This is a genomic window from Enterovibrio norvegicus FF-33 (assembly GCF_000286835.2).
Classification (GTDB): domain Bacteria; phylum Pseudomonadota; class Gammaproteobacteria; order Enterobacterales; family Vibrionaceae; genus Enterovibrio; species Enterovibrio norvegicus_A.
Genome location: NZ_AJYD02000023.1, coordinates 1 through 396, shown reverse-complemented (window position 1 = coordinate 396; position 396 = coordinate 1). Strand labels below are relative to the sequence as shown.

General features: G+C 52.8%; 1 rRNA gene. It reads left to right on the top strand.

The window, feature by feature from the left end:
* Positions 1 to 396, top strand: a 16S ribosomal RNA gene (locus A1OO_RS06970); the annotation flags it as partial.

Genomic DNA, 396 nt, shown 5'->3' with positions numbered 1-396 from the left:
AGAATTTCAGAGTAGCGGTGAAATGCGTAGAGATCTGAAGGAATACCGGTGGCGAAGGCGGCCCCCTGGACAAAGACTGACGCTCAGATGCGAAAGCGTGGGGAGCAAACAGGATTAGATACCCTGGTAGTCCACGCTGTAAACGATGTCTACTTGGAGGTTGTGGCCTAGAGCCGTGGCTTCCGGAGCTAACGCGTTAAGTAGACCGCCTGGGGAGTACGGTCGCAAGATTAAAACTCAAATGAATTGACGGGGGCCCGCACAAGCGGTGGAGCATGTGGTTTAATTCGATGCAACGCGAAGAACCTTACCTACTCTTGACATCCACAGAATTCGCTAGAGATAGCTTAGTGCCTTCGGGAACTGTGAGACAGGTGCTGCATGGCTGTCGTCAGC